Genomic DNA, 17,444 nt, shown 5'->3' on the forward strand with positions numbered 1-17,444 from the left:
CCCGCCGGCGTCCGGGCGGCGACCTCCATCGCAGGCACTGCGAGCCCAGGTGCCGGGCACTGCCGAGGTGGAGCTGTTCTCCTCAGATCTGCAGCGCACCCGGCGGACGGCCGAGGAGATCGCCGAGCTGTTCGACGTGGAACCGATCCTGGATCGCAGACTGCGAGAGAAGTCTTACGGAGAGGCGGGGGGAAGGCCGCAGGAGTGGCTGGACCGGCGGTTCATCCCGCCGCCGGCTGTCGGAGAGCGACTGGAACACGACGAGGGCGTGGAGGGTGCTGAGACCAAGGGGGCGTGGGCGCAGCGCATCTATGCGGCCATGGACGAGATCCTGCAGCGCCCATGCGAACACCAGATCGTCGTGACGCACGGTGGCTCCTTGACGTTCGTCGTGGCGTCCTGGACCAGGATGCCGATCGAGGCTGTCGGCTATGCCAGCTTCCGGGCGCCCTTCGGCAGCATCACCACGCTGCACGAGGACGACTTCTTCCACAACCGCCAAGTCGTCAGCCTCGGTGACACTCATCATCTCGCCTCCACCACAGCGGGCTGACCTCTACCGGACCGCCTCGACGGCCCGCAGCCCCTCATGGGCGGCGGGCCGTCCCATGCGCTGACGTCATGTCTCGTGAACATTCTCGATGCCTCTCCTCGCCGGGACGCCTCCCGAACCCGCAGACAGTGGCTGCCGATGGAAGTGAACGCAGCCACGAGGAGGAGCACACCGCTCCAGCTCATCGCGGCGAGGTTCAGCGGCCCGTGCCGACTCCACGCCCACCGGCGGTCGTCGCCGCGCATCGTCATGCCGTCCCCGGACTCTCGGGACGACGATGAAACGGCGACGTCCACCCGGCCGCACCCCGCGGTCCGGTGCGGCGGCGGGGTCGGATCAAGATGGGGTGCGCAGTGTGTCGACCGGTTCCATGCGGGCGGCGCGCAGGGACGGGCAGAGGCCGGCGAGCAGTCCGACGAGGGCGCCGACGGACGCCACGGGCACGGGCGCTCATCTCCGCGTACCGGCGGCTGACGCGAGGGCCGCGCGCGGGCGGCCGCTCGTACGAAACGGAAGGCCGGGCCGTGCACATCAGGTCATGTTCCGGTACCTCCCGTACAACCAAAGCCTTGCCCGACATGTCGTACAGATCAGGGGAAGCAAGAACCGCGATGCAAGGGGGATGGGATTCATGCGTGCGAAACGATACGGGGCGGTGCTGGCCGTCCTGGTGATGGCGGGCACGGGGGTGGCCGCCGCGGCGCCCGCGGTCGCGGCGGCGCCGGCGGCGGTGTGCCCGACGGGCTGGGGGAGCCTTCCCAAGTCGGCGGCGGACGCGGACCTCGGGTCGCTGTCGGGCATCAGGACGGGTACCCACGAATGCTACGACCGCATCGTGCTCGTCGTGCCCAAGGCCGGCACGGCCGCGATCGGTTACACCGTGAGTTACGTCGACACGCTCCACCAGGACGGTTCCGGCGAGGTCATACCCGTCTCCGGCGGAGCGATCATCGAGATCCGGGTGGCCGCGCCCTCGTACGACCCGGAGACCGGCGCCGTGACGTACCCGGGCCGGGCGGGGCAGCCGCTCCCGCACGTCGACCTGACCGGCTACCCGACCTTCCGGGACGCGAGGTTCGCCTCGAGCTTCGAGGGGGACACGCAACTGGGCCTGGGGGTCCGGGCGCGGTTGCCGTTCCGGGTGTTCCAGCTGCCCGACCGCCTGGTGGTCGACGTGGCGCACACCTGGTGAGGCGCTGAAGCCGACCCGGCCGGGCCCGGTGGCGCTTGCCACCGGGCCCGGCCTCAGGCAGCCGCGGCGCCCCGCGGCCTGCACTGTCCGAGCCCTGCCTCAGGCAGCCGCGGCGCCCCACGGCCTGCACTGTCCGGGCCCGGTCGTGGCCGGCCGCGGACCCGTGGAAGCACGATCGCCAGGCGCGTGATGGGCACGTGATGGGACACGGCAGCCGCCGTGTCCCGCCCGCCTCGGAAGGCCCTGCGGCGCTGCGACGGGGCGGCCGACGGGGCGGCCGAGGGGCCGCCGACGGTGCGGTCACGCCCGGCGCAGCGCGGAGCGGCCCGCGTAGCGCGCCGCGTCCCCCAGCTCCTCCTCGATCCGGATCAGCTGGTTGTACTTCGCCGTGCGGTCGGAGCGGGAGAGCGAGCCGGTCTTGATCTGACCGCAGCCGGTCGCCACCGCCAGGTCCGCGATGGTGGTGTCCTCCGTCTCGCCCGAGCGGTGCGACATGACAGCCGTCCAGCCGGCCTCGTGGGCCGCGGCCACCGTGGCCAGCGCCTCGGTCAGGGTCCCGACCTGATTGACCTTGACCAGCACCGAGTTGCCGACACCGGTGCGGATTCCCTCGCGCAGCAGCGTTTCGTCGGTGCAGAAGACGTCGTCGCCGGTGAGCTGGCAGCGATCGCCGACACGGGCGGTCAGCTCGCGCCAGCCGTCCAGGTCGTTCTCCGCCATCGGGTCCTCGATGGACACGACCGGGTAGGCGTCGATGAGTTTGCCCAGGTAGTCGATGTGCTCGGAGGGGGTGCGGCGCACCCCCTCGCCCGCGTAGTCGTACACCCCGTCGCGGAAGAACTCCGACGACGCCGGGTCCATGACCAGGCCGATGTCCGTGCCGGGGCGGTATCCGGTGCGCTCGACGGCGGCCATCACGAAGTCGAGCGCCTCCTCGGCGGTACGCAGCGCGGGCGCGAAACCGCCCTCGTCCCCGACGCCCGTGGAGTGCCCTGCGGCCAGCAGATCGCGACGCAGGGTGTGGAAGACCTCGCTACCCATGCGGACGGCCTCGGCGAAGGTGGCCGCGCCCACGGGCACGATCATGAACTCCTGGAAGTCCAGCGGATTGTCGGCATGGGCGCCGCCGTTGACGATGTTCATCATCGGCAGCGGCAGGAGGTGGGCGTCGGCGCCGCCGAGGTGGCGGTAGAGGGGTCGGCGGTGGGCGGCGGCGGCGGCCTTGGCGGCGGCGAGGGAGACGCCGAGGACCGCGTTGGCGCCGAGTCGGGACTTCGTGGCGGTGCCGTCGAGTGCGACGAGCAGGCCGTCGATTGCCGCCTGGTCCGCCGCGTCCCGGCCGCGCACGGACGCCGCGATCTCGCCGTTCACGTGCGCCACCGCGCGGTCCACGCCCTTGCCGTGCCACCGCGCGGGGTCCTCGTCGCGCAGTTCGACGGCCTCGCGGGAGCCGGTCGAGGCGCCGGAGGGGACGGCGGCGCGCCCCAAGGACCCGTCGGCCAGGAGGACGTCGACCTCGACCGTGGGATTGCCCCGGCTGTCGATGATCCGGCGGGCGGTGACGGTTTCGATGGCGGTGTCGATGGTTCCGACTGCCCTCGCGGTCATGGTCGTTCCTTCCGTTGCGGCGTGCCGTGGCCCCGGCTGCGACGACGTCGGCGCTGAGCCCGGCTCCCAAACTCTACAGCAAAGCTGTTCAGTTCAGCTGTTCAGTCTTGCTGCATATCGAGGGGTCCGGCGTCCCCGGACACCGGGGTAAAGTGCCCTATGCCCACTTCGGAAGCCGCCGCCATCGCCGCCGAACTGCGCACCGCGATGGGGAAACTCAGCCGACGCGTCAAGCACGAGGACCGCATCCCGCAGGGCCAGGTCGCCGTGCTGGGCGCACTCGACCGCAACGGCGCCATGACCACCAGCGACCTCGCCGCCGATCAGCGGGTGCGCCCCCAGTCGATGGCGCGGGCGGTGGCGCTGCTCATGGAGCAGGACCTGATCACGCGCCGGGCGCACCCCACGGACGGACGCAAGTCGCTGGTCGAGTTGTCGGACGCGGGCCGGTCCGCGCTCGAAGCGGAGCGCGGCCGCAGGGCCGGTTGGCTCGCCCAGGCCATCGAGGCGGAACTCACGGACGACGAGCGGGTGTTGCTGGCACGGAGCGCCGCGTTGCTGGAGCGGCTGGCCAGCCGCTAGTGGCAGCCCCGGTGCCCGGACGCGTGTGCCCCGAGTCCGGTGCGGCGTACACGACGAGGACGCTGTCGTACCCGCCCTTGGCCCGGTCGTAGGCCCCGGTGCAGGTGACCAGGGCCAGGCGGTGCGGGCCCTTGCGACTGAAGAGTGCGGCCGGCAGGCTCTGCTGGGCGTAGGTGCGGCGGGCGATGACCACGTAGTGATGGACGTGGCCGCTGGCGGCGGTCACGTCGATGCGGGCGCCGGGTTCGAGCGGGAGCAGCGCGGCGAAGACGCCGACTCCCTCCCGCCGTGTGTCGACATGGCCGGCGATCAGTGTCGTGCCTTCGGCGGCACCCGTGGCCGCGCCCAGCGCCCACCAGCCGCCCACCCGCCCACTGGCCGGCAGTTTCAGGGCGCCGTCGGGTGCTGCCGCCACGGGCACCAAGGGGGCGTGCAGGCCTCCGGGACCGCGGATCTCGACAGGAGGGGACGGTGTCAGACCGTCGGACGTGGCAGCCCTAGGCGCTTGCCGCAGGCTGCCGACGTCCCCGACGGGAGCGGGCCCCGGCAGCAGGGTCCATCCCGTCACCATGGCGGCCACGCCCGCTCCCGTGCCGAGAACGGCCAGGGCGGTCGCGGCGCCGGGAGCGGAGACTCGGATCAACGGCCGGGGGCGGTCCGTCGCCGGATCCGCAGGAGCCAGCCGGTGCCGAGACCCGCCAGGAGTGCGCCACCGGCCAGGGTCACGAGCGCGGCGGTGCCGTCGGAGCGTCCGGCGGCGGCGAGCTGTCCGCCGTCGCCGGCGTGAACGGTACCGGCGGCCATGCCCGCGTGGCAGGTACCGCCCCTGACCATCTCCAGGTGCATCGCCACGACCGGCCGGGCTGCTCGAGCCGCGGCCACGACCTCGGCGTTGGTACCGGTCTTCACTTCCCGGTCGATCAGCGAGAGCGTCTGGGCGTGGCCGGCCTCCGCGATCTTCAGCCACGCGGCGTCGTACGCCGACGAGCCGGCCTTCTCGCGGAGGGAGGCGAGCTCCTGGTTCTGCGTGGCGCTGGGGCCGGTGGGCAGGGCGATGCCCAGCTTCCCCGCCAGTGCCTTCGCGTCCGCGTCCAGTGTGGTGTGGTCGCGGACGAGCACGTCACCGACCTCCTTCACGCAAGCCGTCGTCGCATGCGCCTGCGCGTCCTGCCCGGCCGCGATCTCCGTGAGGTTGCCCTGGTGGACGGTCCGCACAAAAGCAGTGTCCTCGTCACTGACCGACGCGGCCGAGGCCTGCGGTACCGCCATCGTGCTCGTCGCCAGCGCGGCAGCGGCTGTCAGGACCGTGCGTAGACGTATCACTGCGTACTCCCTTCGCCCCAGTCGGAGGGACTGAGGGGGAAATGGAAAGGGAAGGCTGTTTGGCCCTCGCTCCACCATTGAGCGCATACGTCACCCGAGGTCGCACGGGGGCGGCCGCGTTTTCACCGTCTTGGCCCTGGTCGGCCTCGTGGTCTGCGCGCGGTGGGACAGGGCTTGATCGAGTTCCTCGAGTGCCGGGAACCGCACCGGGAAGTCCACGTGCAACCTGACCTGGTACGTGAAGCTGAAGAGCATCGGGAAGAAGTGCGGCGCTCTGAGGTTCGTGTACACCATCGTCCTTCCGCTGTACTACGCCGAGAGGAATCGGAGCTGCGGCCACCTGGAGCCGGGCACCTACGTCTTCCACGGCTCCCGGGGTGTCCCGAACAGGAGGGGAAGACCGGAGTCGGACCGGGGGAAGTGCAGGGCCCTGGGCCAGACCTCACCTGAGACCATACGGGTTGATCACCGCCGGGGGAGAAGTGGGCAACCACTTCTCCTCCGGCTTTCATTGCCATCGGAAGGCAGCGAGGATGTCGAATGTCTCGGACTGGCAGGACCGGATGCTGCGAGCGGTCTGGCGGCACGGGGAGCAGCTTCCCGAGGAGGTACTGACGTGGATGGCCGAGCTGTGCAGCGAGCGTGGGGAAGTTCCGGAATCGGAGTTCTGTGAATCGTGGACCGCGCGGACCTTCTCCATGGCGAGATCGGCCTTCGAGACGGTCGCCAGGTCGGCGGAGCAGGACACCGGGAAAGCGGCCACCGGCGACGACTTCTGCTACATCGACTATGTGCGCGACCCGGACCTGGGACCGGTCGGCGTCGTCCACATCAAGTCGGCGGAGGTCTCCACACCCGATTCGGCAGAGGTTCTGGGTGCTGTGGCGGAAGGAGTGCAGGAATTCGTCATGAGCCACCATCGCGTGCCCTGGCCCGTCTGCGGCGAGCACGACCGCGGTCTGCATGTGGATTACGTCCATGAGACCGCGGTCTGGTCATGCACGGGAGGGACCGCAGAGGGCCACGTGGCAAGAGCGATCGATCCTGCCGTTCAGCTGTAAATCGCGGCGGGGCGACGAGGGCGCCCCGCAAAACCGCGTCACATCACTTGGTGGAGGAGGGCCCGGCCGGGCTTGGGCGAACCTGCGGCATCGCGGACGAGCTCGGCGGGATCGCCTTCCCCTACGCCTGCCTGGCCATCCGCGTCCATCGTCGCCGCCGGCAGACAGGCCGACGCGCGAGAGTCAAGGAGGGCCGCGGCTGAACTGATGAACGGCGGCCGCCTCACCCGCGTTCCGTGACGCCCGGTCCACGGGAGGACGCCGTGTGCACCGGCGTCACCCCACCCGGCGTTGCAGCCCGAGGCCCAGCGGCCCACCCGTGACGCGCCCGGGCTCGGTACGCAGGAATTCCCGTACGCCATTGCGGTGCGGGGATTTCCTCACGTACAGTGAGTGTTTCTGTGTGCGCACAGAAATAGCCCCTCGATGGGGGCTATGAGGAAAAGCATATCCGACAGGGAGCGAATGTGTCAACTCGCGAAAGCGTCGAGCTGCAGAATGAGCAGGAGTACATCGACCGGCTTTACGAGCGGGTCGACACCCTGCGCGGAGTCGTCGCCCAGCGCGTGGACGACGCGCTGGCCCCGGTGGGCACCGGCATGCAGGCTCGCCTGGAACGCGACGTCCTCGTCGCCGAGCGGTCCGGCCTGCTGGCGGCCCTCAACGCCGTGGACGGCTCACTGTGCTTCGGCCGGATCGACCTCCAGGATGGTGCCGCGCACCATATCGGCCGCATCGGCATCCGCGCCGACGACACCGACCACACCCCTGTTCTGATCGACTGGCGCGCACCCGTCGCCCGGCCGTTCTACCTCGCCACCGGACACACCCCCATGGGGCTGCGCCGCCGCCGGCACATCACCACCGAGGGCCGCCGGGTCACCGAACTGCACGACGAGATCCTCGACATCGAGGACGACGACCGCAGCGGCTTCGAGGACCGCACCGGCGACGCCGTGCTGCTGGCCGCCCTCAACTCGGCCCGCACCGGCCGCATGGCCGACATCGTGCGGACCATCCAGGCCGACCAGGACCGCATCATCCGTGCCCCGCACCGCGGCGTCCTCGTCGTCGAGGGCGGCCCCGGCACGGGGAAGACCGCGGTCGCGCTGCACCGGGCGGCCTTCCTGCTGTACGAGCACCGCGAGGTGCTGGCCAAGCGCGCGGTCCTGATCGTCGGTCCCAACCCGGCCTTCCTGCGCTACATCGGCGAGGTGCTGCCCGCCCTCGGCGAGACCGGCGTCCTGCTCGCCACGCAGGCCGAACTCTTCCCCGGCGTCCACGCCCGCGGCACCGACACCCCCCGCGCGGCGGCCGTCAAGGGGGCCGCGGAGATGGCCGAGACGCTCGCCCTCGCCGTCCAAGGCCGCCAGGCGCTGCCCGAGCCCGGCGCGCCGATCGTCATCCCGCACGACGACGGAGACCTCGTCCTGGACTGGGAGATCGCCTACCAGGCGCGCGAGGCCGCCCGCGAGACGCGCCTGCCGCACAACCTCGCCCGGCCGTACTTCGCGTTCCACGTCATCGACGCTCTCACCCGGCAACTCGCGGACCGCATCGGCGCGGACCCGTACGGCGGCCCCAACTTCCTCGGCCCGGACGACCTCGCGCAGCTCGGCAAGGGCGTGGCCGCCAGCGAGGACGTGCGGGCGGCCGTCGCGGAGCTGTGGCCGCTGCTCAGCCCGCAGCAGTTCCTCGCCGACTACCTGGCCGACCCTGTGTACCTGCCCGACGCGGACGCCGAGGCGATCCGCCGGGCTCCCGGCAGCGGCGAGTGGACCCCGGCGGACGTGCCGCTGCTCGACGAGGCGGCCGAACTGCTCGGATACGACGACAGCGCCGCCCGGGCCGCCGCCGAGGCCGAGCGCCAGGAGCAGATCGCCTACGCGCAGGGCGTCCTGGAGGTGTCCCGCGGTTCGGAGTCCTTCGAGTTCGAGGACGCCGAGTCCGAGGTCCTGGCCGCCCACGACATCATCGACGCCGAGCGGATGGCCGACCGGCAGGAGGAGGCCGACCACCGCAGCGCTGCCGAGCGGGCCGCCGCCGACCGGACCTGGGCGTTCGGGCACATCATCGTCGACGAGGCGCAGGAGCTGTCGCCGATGGCCTGGCGCCTGCTGATGCGCCGCTCCCCGACCCGCTCGCTGACCCTGGTCGGCGATCCGGCGCAGACCTCCGAGGAGGCGGGCGTCGGATCCTGGGAGAGGATCCTCGAGCCGTATGTGGGGGACCGCTTCGAGCATGTGCGGCTGGGCGTCAACTACCGGACCCCGGCGGAGATCATGGACCTGGCCGCACGGGTCGTGCGGGCCGAGGACCCTGCCTTTGAGCCGCCCCGCTCGGTGCGCTCCACGGGCGAGAAGCCGTGGGCGCGGCACGCCGGCGCGGATCTGGCGGGGGAGGTGGCGCGGGCCGTCGCGGAGCTGACCCCCGAGGAGGGGCGTCTGGCGGTGATCGCGCCGCGCGCCCTGCACGAGGAGATCGCCGCCCTGCTGGACGGTGTCACGGCCGGTGCCGAGCCCGACCTCACCCGGCCCGTCGTGCTGCTCGGTCCGCGTGAGGCCAAGGGGCTCGAGTTCGACCACGTCCTGGTCGTGGAGCCCGCGGCGTTCGGGAGCAGCGACCTGTACGTGGCGCTGACCCGCGCCACCCAGCGCCTGGGCATCGTCCACCGCGAGGATCTGCCCGAGTCGTTGCGCTGACCGCACCCGCACCCGCCGCCCGCCCCCGGCCCGTGCGGGCCGGGGTGAGACGGTTAGTAGTAGTGCTTGGCCTGCCAGAAGGACCAGGCCCCGCAGGGGCTGCCGTAGCGGCCGTTCATGTACTTCAGGCCCCACTTGATCTGGGTGCCGGGGTTGGTGCGCCAGTCGGCTCCGACGGAGGCCATCTTGGAACCCGGCAGGGCCTGGACGAGGCCGTAGGCGCCGGAGGAGGGGTTCGCCGCGGTGAAGTTCCAGCCGCTCTCACGGGCGACGATGCCGGCGAAGCACTGGTATTGCGATGCGTCACCGATGATGGCCTGCGCCATGGCCTGGATCTCCGCGACGGAGTACGAGGCCTTCACGATGAGTGCGGCGCGGGCGGCTTCCTCGGCCTTGCGATCGGCCTCGGCCTTGGCCTGCGCTTCCTTGCGGGCGGTGGCGTCCCTGGCGGCCTGCTTCCGCGCGGCCTGCTCGGCGGCCTTCCGGGCGCCCGCGTCGGCCGCGTCGGTCTGCGCGCGCACCTGCTCGGTCAGGGAGGCCTGCTGGACGCGCTGGCCCTCGGGCAGGTCCGCCAGCACGGTGGTCGAGTCGGCGGCGGGCTGCGCGCTCGCCTGACTGCTCGAGGCGACACCGACGACGGCGCCCACGGAGGTGACCGCCGTGGCCGAGGCCACCGCGATCCCCCGGACCGAGATCCGGCTCACATGCTTCCTTCCAGCGTGGCCCGTTCGGTCATCTCCCGGACCCGACCGATCCCTGCCCCTGGGTGGGGACGCCGCCAGTGAACACCGCCGACTCCCGTTCCCGCGAGCCCCTATGTGCCGGTGTGCCGAGGGCAGGCCTGACTGGAGCGACAGCCTGCCCGAGGGAAGGGCCCAAGGCAACTCCCCCGACACGTTTCCCGCACGCGCAGCACCGGCCCCCGTGGCCTCGCCGTACCGGCGCTGACAGCCGGCGGCCGTCAGTGGCCCGCGAGTTCGCCGGTGAGCCTGCCGTGGAGGACGGCGCTGGGCTGGTTGAGGCCGGTGATCTCGACCGTCTTCCCGCGCTGGGCGTACTTCGTCTCGACGGCGTCCAGCGCGGCCACGGAGGACGCGTCCCAGATGTGCGCGGCGGACAGGTCGATGACGACCCTGTCCGGGTCGGTGGCGTAGTGGAACCGGCCGACCAGGTCGTTCGAGGAGGCGAAGAAGAGCTCACCGGTCACGGAGTAGACGACGGTCGTGCCGTCGGGGTCGACGACGGCGGTGACGTCCGCGAGGTGGGCCACCCGCCGGGCGAAGACGACCATGGCGGTCAGCGAGCCGACGACGACGCCGATCGCCAGGTTGGAGGTGGCGACCACCACCGCGACCGTGACGGCCATGACGGCGATCTCCCCGGCGGGCATCCGCCGCAGCGTCCTCGGCGCCACGGAGTGCCAGTCGAAGGTCGCGAAGGAGACCATCACCATCACCGCCACCAGAGCCGCCATGGGGATGTCGGAGACGACCGGGCCGAAGACGATGCACAGCACCATCAGGAACGCGCCGGCGAGGAAGGTGGACAGCCGGGTGCGGGCGCCGGAGACCTTCACGTTGATCATCGTTTGGCCGATCATGGCGCAGCCGCCCATGCCGCCGAAGAAGCCCGTGATGATGTTGGCGATGCCCTGGCCGACGGACTCGCGGGTCTTGGAGGAGCGGGTGTCGGTGATGTCGTCCACGAGCTTGGCCGTCATCAGCGACTCCATCAGGCCGACCAGCGCCATCGCCAGCGCGTAGGGGGCGATGGTGGTGAGGGTGTCCATGGTGAAGGGCACGTCGGGCAGACCGGGGACCGGCAGCGAGGACGGCAGGGCGCCCTTGTCGCCCACGGTCGGCACGGCGATCCCGGCGGCGACCGTGACGACGGTGAGGACCACGATGGAGACCAGCGGGGCCGGGACGACCTTGGTGACCTTCGGGAAGAACACCATGAGGGCGAGGCCCGCCGCGATGAGCGGGTAGACCGCCCACGGCACGTCGTGCATCTCCGGGACCTGGGCCATGAAGATCAGGATGGCGAGTGCGTTGACGAAGCCGACCATCACCGAGCGCGGCACGAAGCGCATGAGCTTCGCGACCCCGAGCGCGCCCAGCACGATCTGGAAGACGCCGGCGAGGATGACGGCGGCACAGAGGTAGCCCAGCCCGTGCTCGCGGTTGAGCGGACCGATGACCAGGGCCACGGCCCCGGTCGCGGCCGAGATCATGGCGCGGCGTCCCCCGACGACGGAGATGGTCACCGCCATGGTGAAGCAGGCGAACAGGCCGATCGCCGGGTCGACGCCGGCGATGATCGAGAACGAGATGGCCTCGGGGATCAGCGCGAGGGCGACCACCAGCCCGGCCAGCACCTCGGTGCGCCACACCTTCGGATCGGAGAGCCAGTCAGGACGCAGGGCGCGCAGCCGTGCGGCGGCGGAGGGCGCGGCGGAGGTGTCGGCGGAATCGGCGGAATCGGCGGAAGGGCGCAAGGGAAGCGGAACCTGTCGTGCTCGGGCACGCCCCGTGGACGGCGGGGGAGTGCGGTGACGGGGTGGGGGACCGGGTCGGCGCCCGTGCGGGCGGCCGGGAGGGCGTACGACTTCACGCGGTGCGCCGGGCCCGCGTCACCGGACCGTCCAGGCCGACGGCCGGCGGCGGCGCTCGCACTGCGGTGGGAATCGCCGGCGGGGGCGTCCTCGGGCCCGACACGGCAGTGTGCGGACCCATCTGGCTCGCCCCGGGGAACTCTACCCTAACGTTAGGGTAAGGATCGGTGCGGGGCGCAAGGGGCGCGGCGCCGGCGGGACGGACAAGGGGCGGGGCGACGGACGTGGACGACGGCAGGCACATGCAGATCGGCGAGGTCGCCGCGCGCACCGAGCTGTCCCTGCGCACCATCCGGCACTACGAGGAGACCGGCCTGGTCGTGCCGTCGGCCCGCTCCCGCGGTGGGTTCCGCCTCTACACCGAGGCCGACGTCGCCCGGCTGATGGTGATCCGCCGCATGAAGCCGCTCGGCTTCACCCTGGACCAGATGCGCGACCTGCTCCAGGCGATCGACCGCCTCGACGCCGCGGACCCGCCCGGCGGTGAGGAGCGCGAGGCGCTGCTGGACCGGGTGCGCGCCTATGAGCAGGAGGCGGTGCGCAAGATCGCGGAGCTGCGCGTGCAGTTGTCCCGCGCCGAGGACTTCGCCAGCACCCTCCGCGCCCGCCTGGACCCCGGCCGGCCCTGAGTTCGGGGAAAACGGCTCCGGCAGGCTTCGACCACCCCCGGCGATGGGCACCTACCCGCCAGGGAAGTCGGGGGGAGGCGCCATGGACGACCGGGCGGCGGTACGGCTGGAACCGCACGAGATCGCGATGCTGCGCGGCGGCCCGAGAGCCGCGGTGACGGTCGCCGTGGTGGCACTGCACCTGCGCGGCGCCGTGGACTCCGGCAGGCCGGGCACCCTGCGCCGGGAGCCCCGCCCGGAGCAGGGGGACGTGCCGCCCCACCGCCATCCGCTGGAGAAGGCGGTACGCGTCGGGCTGTACCGCCCGGCGGGGATCAGGGAACTGCTCGGCCGCGCGGTCGTGCGCAGGGCTTTGTCCCGGATGAGGGCCGAACTGGCCGGTGCGGGGCTGCTGCGCCTGGTGCGCGTCAGTCCCACCCGGGCTGCCCGCCGGTACCTCGCGGACCTGCGGCGGACCACGCCGATGCCGCGGGACCGCGCCGGGCTCGCCGAGCGGGAGATCCTGCTCGCCGTGGCCCTCTACGGCGCCCCCGCGTTGACCGTGCTCGTCCCGGCCTTCACCGGGGAGGCGGGTCTGGCCGGCCGTGGAGGGGTGGCGGACGAAGGCCTGTTCCCCTTCGGCCGCCAGGACTTCGGGCGCCGTCGCGCCGACCACCCCCACGACGGCACGGACCACGCAGAGCATGCCGGTGACGGCTTCGGTGGCTTCGGCGGCAGCTTCGACTTCGGCGGCGGTGGCGGCGGGGGCTCGGACTGACGGCGCCGACGTGCCGTCCGGCCGGCGGGGCGGCGCACGGCAAGGGCCGTGTCCCGCGTCGGTGCGTGCTGGCAGGCCGTCGCACGAAAGTCACCGGTCCAACAAGTGACGAATGGTAGGTCACCCTTTAGACTGGTGATGTGGACCATGCCTTTCCCTGCGGGACACTCGCCCTCGACTTCGTGGGCACGCTGCACGGACGACGCGACGCGGCGCCCGAGGAAACGCTCACCTCGCCCGGGTTTCTCGACTCCTGGTTCGTCGAGTCCCGCATGCTCGACCGTGCGCCCGGCGCCGGCGCGTCGGACCTCACGGCCGCCCGGGAACTGCGGGAGGCGATCCACGCCCTGGTCCAGGCGCGGCTCGATGGCGCGCCGCTGCCCGCCGACGCCGTCGCACGGCTGAACGGCCACGCGGCACAGGCCACCGTCGTGACGCAGCTCGCCGAGGGCGGCAGGAGCAGCCGGTCCGGTTCGGTGGCACAGGGGCTCGCCGCCCTCGCCCGCGAGGCAGTCGAGATCGTCGGCGGCGACGAGGCGGTCCTGCTGCGCGAGTGCGCCCGCCCCGGGTGCACCCAGGTCTACCTCGACCGCTCCCGCGGCCGCCGGCGCGAATGGTGCGCGATGCGGACCTGCGGCAACCGCGTCAAGGCCGCCGCCTTCCGCGCCCGCCGCCGCACCGCGGGCGCCTGAGGCCGCGTCTCTGCGGCATGAGGCCGTACCAGGTCCCGGGGGCGCCACACCGGACGGGCGTCCGCCTCAGAAGCCGACGAGCAGGTGACGCGGCCCGCGCAGCATGGCGTTGCGGCGGTAGGGCGGCGGGTCCTGCACCAGGGCCGCCGTGCCGAGGCCGGAAAGCAGCGCGCCGAGTGCCGTCTGCGCCTCGATGCGGGCGAGCGGCGCGCCATAGCAGAGGTGGACGCCGCTGCCGAAGCCGAGGTGCGCGTTGTCCTTGCGGGCGGGGTCGAACCGATCGGGGTCCTGGAACCGCGCGGGGTCCCGGTTGCCCGAGGCGAGCGCCAGGATCACGGAGGTCCCTTCCGGGACGACCGTGCCCGCGATCTCCACGTCGGCGAGGGGGACGCGCTCACGCAGGTGCACCGGCGGCTCGTAGCGCAGCAGTTCCTCCACCGTCTGCGGCAGCAGTCCCGGTTCGCGCCGCAGCCGTTCCAGCTCGCCGGGGTGGCGCAGCAGGGTGAGGACGCCGTTGGCGATGAGGTTGACCGTGGTCTCGTGGCCCGCGACGAGGAGCAGCACCGCGGTCACCGCCAGTTCCTCGCCGGTCAGCCGCAGCTGCGGGTCCGGTTCGTTGACGAAGTCCGAGAGCAGGTCGCCGGTGGGCCGGCCGCGTCGCCGCTCCGCCAGATCGAGCAGGTAAGCCCCCATCTCCTGCTGGGCCGCGCGGCCCGTCTCGACGCGCTCGGCGCTGTCCTCGCCGGGGCTGATGTCGGCGGAGGCGATGAGCAGGTCGGTCCAGGCCCGGAACCGGGGCTCGTCCTCGCCCGGGACACCCAGCAGCCGGCAGATGACCGTGACCGGCAGCGGATAGGCCAGGTCGTCGACGATGTCGACGTGGTCGCGGCCCCGGAGCCCCTCCACCAGTTCCCCGGTGATCCGGGTGATCTCGCCCCTCATGGCGTCGACCCGGTGGGGACTGTGGGGAGGGCCGAAGGGCCGCATGGCGAGTGTGCGCAGCCTGTCGTGCTCGGGGTCGTCCAGCCGCAGGAACGGCAGGTGCCGCGTCTCCGGCAGGGGCGGGGGAGGCGGAATCGTGCGGTTGCGCGGGTCCGCGCTGAACCGCGGATCGTGGAGCACGCCCACGATCTCGTGGTACGTGCCGACCAGGTAGCTCCCGTCCGCCTGCCGCACCACGGGCCCGGCATCCCGGAGCTCCGCGTACAGGGGGTACGGGTCGGGGCGGCTGGCGTAGTCGGTGATCCGTTCCAGCAGGGTCTCGGCGGTCATGCGCGGTGGCTCCTCGTGGATGGGCGGGGCGGGTCACCCGGCGGGGCTCGCCAGGACCGGGCGCCGGTCCGGCAGGCACCCGGTGAGCGCGGCGGTGGGACCGCTCGAGAGCCTGCCCGGTTCCGGCACGACGGAGGGGATCGGGAGCTCGGCTGCCGCATGCCGGTCCGCCGCCCCCGCCGGGGCGGGAGGGGCGGCGGGCGTCATGTGCCCCTCGTACCGGGTGACAGGCGGCGGTCTCGATGAGGCGCTCGGCGTACTCGGACGACGTGGCCATGGCGACCGCGAACCGCTGCGCTCCCCGGCCGCGGCACCGTGGACCGTCACCGGACGGCGTTCCTCCAGCGCGCCCTCTCGTGGACCTGTGGTGTCCCTCCATTGGTAAGCCCCGCGCGGGCGGGGCGCTCGCCCGGCTACTCCGCCAGGATGCGGCCCGGCCGCGGCGGGGCCAGGCTGAACCGGTGCCATGTCGAGTGATCGTCTACCCGCCGTCGGGCAGCGGCGGCCGCCGTGTGCGGTGCGACGGCAGGATCCTCGGTCTCGCCCACGGCCCCCGCGACGTCCTCGCGCTCGTCCGCCGCGCCGGGCTCCGGATCCGCCTGGGCGACCTGTACGACAGCGACCTCGTGGAGTGGCGCGGGGCCGGGCCGACGACCTGGTGACGTACGAGTTCGTGCGGCGGCGTGGGGCATGCGGGGGACGGGGCGCGGGCGCCATGACGCCCACGACCAAGGCCTGCTCCGCCGAGGCGATCGCGCGTTCCGGCACGCACCACTCGTCCGGCCGCCCGGCGAGGCGGGTCGCCGGGTGGCGCCTCGGCCGAGCCGACGGGCAGCGGCGCACCGGCCCAGGCAGGCCACCGCAGCGCCTCGGCCGCCGGGATCTCCACCGTGATCCGCACCGTGATCCGTACCGAGCGGTCGCTCGGGGGCCCGGGCGGCGAACCCGTGCTAGGAGCGGCCGTCAGGCGCGCGGTCCCCGCGCTCTCCGGTGTGTCGGCCACTCCGGGCAGGTCGCCCTGATCTCCCGCCCGCCAGGATCAGCGGTCACTGCGCGGGCCGCGTGCAAGGGAGGGGCAGCGTGCGACGACCTGCCGGCGGGTCACCGCCCCGGCTCCCATCGGGATGTGACGGCCGGTCGGTGGTGACCGGCGGAGCGGCGAGGCGGCTGTTACCGCTTGGTCATGCGTTGGGCCAGGGCCCATGACGCGGGGGCGGCATGGTGATCACCGACGTGCCGCACTGTGCGAGGCGTCGCGTGATGTTCGCGTTCGAAGGGCACGATATGTTCGCTCTGGTCTTCGGAGGGCACATGGTGTACCTCCTCTTCGTCACGCTTGTCTCGGCGGCCGTGCTGGGAGTCGTCTCCGCCGTCCTGCGCGGACGCTCCGACCGGCCCTGGGCCTACGCGGCCTGGGCGGCCACGACGACGGCCGCCCTGTTCCTGACGCTCTGGCTGAGACCGACCGGCACGGGCGGGGTGAGGTGCACGGTGAGCAAGGACGTACTGGAGGCGTTCGGGACGACCCAGGGCCTGATGAACGTCGCCCTGTTCGTGCCGATCGGCTATTTCGGCGTCCGCGCGGCCCGGCGGCCGCTGCCGCCGCTGCTGCTGTCCGTCCTGCTGGCGAGCGGGATCGAGACCGTCCAGGCCTGCCTTCCCGTCATCGGCCGCTACTGCGACACCAGCGACTTCGTGACCAACGTCGTGGGCGCCGCCGCGGGCACGGGCCTCGGGCTTCTCTCCCTCCGCCTCGCCGGTGCGCGGCCGGCGCCCTGGCCGGCGCGTCACCGCGGGGTCCTGGCGGTGACCGGGGCGGGATTCCTCGCCGTGGCCTGCGCGCTGGCGGGCGTGGTCGACCTGCGCGTCGTCGACCACGCCGAGCCCAGCAGACCGGCGTCCGCGCAGCAGCGGGCGCTGATCGAGCGGGCCGTGCGTACGGCGCTGGGTGACGACGTCGCCATCACCGACGTGTCGGACAACACGCCGTGCGGCGTGGAGGGCGTGAACGAGGAGGTCTGGGCCACCTTGGAACCACGCGGGGTCGCCTATGTGAACTGGCCCGACGCGGACCGGTTCACCGTCGATGTGTCCTTCGGACCGCCGCAGGCCGCGCCGTCGGCGCTCGGGAGGGCCATTCCCGGGGCCGCGGGGGCCGTCCGCGACGAGGCGGACGCGAAGCGGACGGCCGGCCGGTACGTGTCCGCGCACTATCCCACCGCCGACACGAAGCGGCCCGCGGTGGAGCCCGCCGACGGCCCGGGCGAGACCTGGAGCGTCACATACCCCTACCGTGACGGCAGTCTGCCGGCCGTGACGTCGCTGAGGGTGAGGGTGAACTCCGCAGGGCGCCTCCTCGGCGTCGCTCTCGCCGGGTCGGCCGACGAGGGCCCGAAGGCCGTGGAAACCTGCGCCTGACGACGCTCGTCCGCGTGCGTCGATTCGGAGCAGGGTGAGGT

17 protein-coding genes are annotated in these 17,444 nt (G+C 72.7%); 10 read left to right on the top strand and 7 right to left on the bottom strand.

What is annotated here, in order from left to right; translation table 11 throughout:
- Together AC3ET4_RS27890 and AC3ET4_RS27895 are read left to right on the top strand one after the other, a co-directional pair.
- On the top strand, positions 1 to 553 hold a 553-nt coding region (locus AC3ET4_RS27890; protein ID WP_431954219.1), incomplete at its 5' end, for a histidine phosphatase family protein.
- 631 nt (positions 554 to 1,184) lie between these two features.
- The gene (locus AC3ET4_RS27895) at positions 1,185 to 1,745 is read left to right on the top strand and encodes an AMIN-like domain-containing (lipo)protein (protein WP_431954221.1); all 561 of its coding nucleotides are present in this window, start codon (positions 1,185 to 1,187) and stop codon (positions 1,743 to 1,745) included.
- A gap of 300 nt (positions 1,746 to 2,045) precedes the next feature.
- Here AC3ET4_RS27895 and eno read toward each other — a convergent pair whose 3' ends face one another.
- The gene (gene eno, locus AC3ET4_RS27900) at positions 2,046 to 3,353 is read right to left on the bottom strand and encodes a phosphopyruvate hydratase (RefSeq protein WP_431954223.1); all 1,308 of its coding nucleotides are present in this window, start codon (positions 3,351 to 3,353) and stop codon (positions 2,046 to 2,048) included.
- Between the two features lie 159 nt (positions 3,354 to 3,512).
- On the opposite strand from eno, the gene AC3ET4_RS27905 reads away from it, so the two are divergent.
- Positions 3,513 to 3,935 (top strand): MarR family winged helix-turn-helix transcriptional regulator, encoded by a 423-nt coding sequence (locus AC3ET4_RS27905; protein WP_431954225.1) that lies wholly within the window; start codon positions 3,513 to 3,515, stop codon positions 3,933 to 3,935.
- Here the strand turns inward: AC3ET4_RS27905 and AC3ET4_RS27910 are convergent.
- From AC3ET4_RS27910 to AC3ET4_RS27920, 3 genes are all read right to left on the bottom strand, one after another.
- On the bottom strand, positions 3,868 to 4,578 hold the full coding sequence (locus AC3ET4_RS27910; protein ID WP_431954227.1) for a class F sortase: 711 nt from the start codon (positions 4,576 to 4,578) through the stop codon (positions 3,868 to 3,870). The two genes, AC3ET4_RS27905 and AC3ET4_RS27910, sit on opposite strands and share 68 nt — an antisense overlap.
- Positions 4,575 to 5,258, bottom strand: coding sequence for a DUF4142 domain-containing protein (locus tag AC3ET4_RS27915; RefSeq protein ID WP_431954229.1), 684 nt, complete (start codon positions 5,256 to 5,258; stop codon positions 4,575 to 4,577). The genes AC3ET4_RS27910 and AC3ET4_RS27915 overlap by 4 nt, the downstream gene beginning before the upstream one ends.
- Positions 5,259 to 5,348: 90 nt before the next feature.
- Complete coding sequence (locus AC3ET4_RS27920) at positions 5,349 to 5,552, bottom strand: hypothetical protein (protein WP_431954231.1); 204 nt, start codon at positions 5,550 to 5,552, stop codon at positions 5,349 to 5,351.
- A gap of 239 nt (positions 5,553 to 5,791) precedes the next feature.
- Between AC3ET4_RS27920 and AC3ET4_RS27925 the strand changes: the two genes are divergently transcribed.
- Positions 5,792 to 6,319 carry a hypothetical protein gene (locus AC3ET4_RS27925; RefSeq protein ID WP_431954233.1) on the top strand — a complete coding sequence of 176 codons (528 nt, stop codon included), beginning with the start codon at positions 5,792 to 5,794 and terminating at the stop codon, positions 6,317 to 6,319.
- A 491-nt stretch (positions 6,320 to 6,810) separates the two neighbouring features.
- Complete coding sequence (locus AC3ET4_RS27930; RefSeq protein ID WP_431954249.1) at positions 6,811 to 9,021, top strand: HelD family protein; 2,211 nt, start codon at positions 6,811 to 6,813, stop codon at positions 9,019 to 9,021.
- A gap of 53 nt (positions 9,022 to 9,074) precedes the next feature.
- On the opposite strand, the gene AC3ET4_RS27935 is transcribed toward AC3ET4_RS27930, so the two are convergent.
- Together AC3ET4_RS27935 and AC3ET4_RS27940 are read right to left on the bottom strand one after the other, a co-directional pair.
- On the bottom strand, positions 9,075 to 9,725 hold the full coding sequence (locus AC3ET4_RS27935) for an aggregation-promoting factor C-terminal-like domain-containing protein (RefSeq protein WP_431954235.1): 651 nt from the start codon (positions 9,723 to 9,725) through the stop codon (positions 9,075 to 9,077).
- Positions 9,726 to 9,982: 257 nt separating this feature from the next.
- On the bottom strand, positions 9,983 to 11,518 hold the full coding sequence (locus AC3ET4_RS27940; protein ID WP_431954237.1) for a SulP family inorganic anion transporter: 1,536 nt from the start codon (positions 11,516 to 11,518) through the stop codon (positions 9,983 to 9,985).
- A gap of 359 nt (positions 11,519 to 11,877) precedes the next feature.
- On the opposite strand from AC3ET4_RS27940, the gene AC3ET4_RS27945 reads away from it, so the two are divergent.
- The 3 genes from AC3ET4_RS27945 (at position 11,878) to AC3ET4_RS27955 (ending at position 13,713) form a co-directional block, all read left to right on the top strand.
- Entirely contained in the window at positions 11,878 to 12,264 is a 387-nt protein-coding gene (locus tag AC3ET4_RS27945) for a MerR family transcriptional regulator (protein ID WP_431954251.1), read from the top strand.
- Positions 12,265 to 12,346: 82 nt separating this feature from the next.
- Positions 12,347 to 13,021 carry a TIGR04222 domain-containing membrane protein gene (locus AC3ET4_RS27950; protein WP_431954239.1) on the top strand — a complete coding sequence of 225 codons (675 nt, stop codon included), beginning with the start codon at positions 12,347 to 12,349 and terminating at the stop codon, positions 13,019 to 13,021.
- Between the two features lie 140 nt (positions 13,022 to 13,161).
- On the top strand, positions 13,162 to 13,713 hold the full coding sequence (locus AC3ET4_RS27955; RefSeq protein WP_431954241.1) for a CGNR zinc finger domain-containing protein: 552 nt from the start codon (positions 13,162 to 13,164) through the stop codon (positions 13,711 to 13,713).
- Between the two features lie 66 nt (positions 13,714 to 13,779).
- Here AC3ET4_RS27955 and AC3ET4_RS27960 read toward each other — a convergent pair whose 3' ends face one another.
- A complete protein-coding gene (locus AC3ET4_RS27960) occupies positions 13,780 to 14,985 on the bottom strand; it encodes a cytochrome P450 (protein WP_431954243.1) in 1,206 nt (401 codons plus the stop codon).
- A gap of 461 nt (positions 14,986 to 15,446) precedes the next feature.
- On the opposite strand from AC3ET4_RS27960, the gene AC3ET4_RS27965 reads away from it, so the two are divergent.
- Both AC3ET4_RS27965 and AC3ET4_RS27970 read left to right on the top strand, forming a co-directional pair.
- Positions 15,447 to 15,647, top strand: a complete 201-nt coding sequence (locus AC3ET4_RS27965) for a hypothetical protein (RefSeq protein WP_431954245.1) — start codon at positions 15,447 to 15,449, stop codon at positions 15,645 to 15,647.
- A 598-nt stretch (positions 15,648 to 16,245) separates the two neighbouring features.
- Positions 16,246 to 17,403: a VanZ family protein gene (locus AC3ET4_RS27970; RefSeq protein ID WP_431954247.1), complete on the top strand. Its 1,158-nt coding sequence runs from the start codon at positions 16,246 to 16,248 to the stop codon at positions 17,401 to 17,403.
- Positions 17,404 to 17,444: the final 41 nt, after the last annotated feature.

This window comes from Actinacidiphila sp. bgisy167 (genome assembly GCF_057707665.1).